Here is an 876-nt window from a genome sequence, read left to right as displayed (position 1 = left end):
ATATCCTCTCCGTCCATTCCTTTAAAACGCTTGTATGTATCAATCACTGTGTCTGGATCATACCGGTAACTCATCTGGAAAGATACTGCAATACTGGCATCGTCTGATGTGGCTACTTTAAAGGAATCATCTTCTTTACTGCCATCCCTCTTGTCCTTTGTAAGAACAAGGATCTCATTGCTGGTACTAAATTCCTTTACTTTGTTCATTGGTGCAATAAAGTGCATTCCCGGAGTCAACACTTTATCCTGTACTCCGTCTTTATAGTTATAAACAATGCCGACTTTGCCTGTGCCGATAAAATCCATCCTTGATACTGTGTATCCTCCACCAAGAACTGCTACTGCTGCCACGATTCCGATAATAACTTTACTCTTCATTTTCGATCTCCTTTTCTTTGATTGCTTTCTTTACTTTGTTGTAAGTTTCATCTTCAATTTCAAACTTCTTCTGCTGCCGCCTGATCGACAGGAGCACTCTGCTTCCTATCCAGGCCAGCACCAGGGCTGCGATTCCGAACACCATACCGGAACCAAGAAATATTACCCACATACTACTCACCCCCTCTGTGGCCACTCTTTTCCTGTTTTCTTATCTCTCAGGCCCATGATTTCAAGTCCATGGAGCCCTGCTACAGCATTTAACGCGCAACTGACATTGTAAATGTGTGTCGGCATCCGGCCTGCTGCCTTGATTGCCTTACCAGCTGTCGGATCCGGATAGCCTTCGTTGTTCTTATAACTCATTCAATCACCTTCTAGTATAATAATGATGTAGTCAATCAAGACTACTTGGTTAATAAGTTTCTATAAATCAGATAACAGAAGAAGGGGTTCTTCCTTCATCAGATGTTATCCGTAATAATGATCATGTCTG

Annotated in this window: 3 protein-coding genes; all 3 read right to left on the bottom strand. The window is 42.2% G+C overall.

Annotation, left to right across the window (positions count from 1 at the left end; all coding sequences use genetic code 11):
- On the bottom strand, positions 1-380 hold a 380-nt coding region (locus tag KQI39_RS17135; protein WP_253293237.1), incomplete at its 3' end, for an SPFH domain-containing protein.
- A complete protein-coding gene (locus KQI39_RS17130; protein WP_216419776.1) occupies positions 370-552 on the bottom strand; it encodes a hypothetical protein in 183 nt (60 codons plus the stop codon). The genes KQI39_RS17135 and KQI39_RS17130, both read right to left, overlap by 11 nt.
- A gap of 5 nt (positions 553-557) precedes the next feature.
- A complete protein-coding gene (locus KQI39_RS17125) occupies positions 558-746 on the bottom strand; it encodes a hypothetical protein (protein WP_216419774.1) in 189 nt (62 codons plus the stop codon).
- Between the last annotated feature and the right edge of the window lie 130 nt (positions 747-876).

This window comes from Blautia sp. MSJ-36, from assembly GCF_018917985.1.
Lineage (GTDB): Bacteria > Bacillota > Clostridia > Lachnospirales > Lachnospiraceae > Blautia_A.
This window is presented reverse-complemented; position numbering and strand designations above follow the sequence as displayed.

Bases quoted from the DNA above. Each gene is read 5' to 3' on its own strand.
- KQI39_RS17130 (WP_216419776.1), bottom strand. From the start codon at position 552: ATGTGGGTAATATTTCTTGGTTCCGGTATGGTGTTCGGAATCGCAGCC.
- KQI39_RS17125 (WP_216419774.1), bottom strand. From the start codon at position 746: ATGAGTTATAAGAACAACGAAGGCTATCCGGATCCGACAGCTGGTAAG.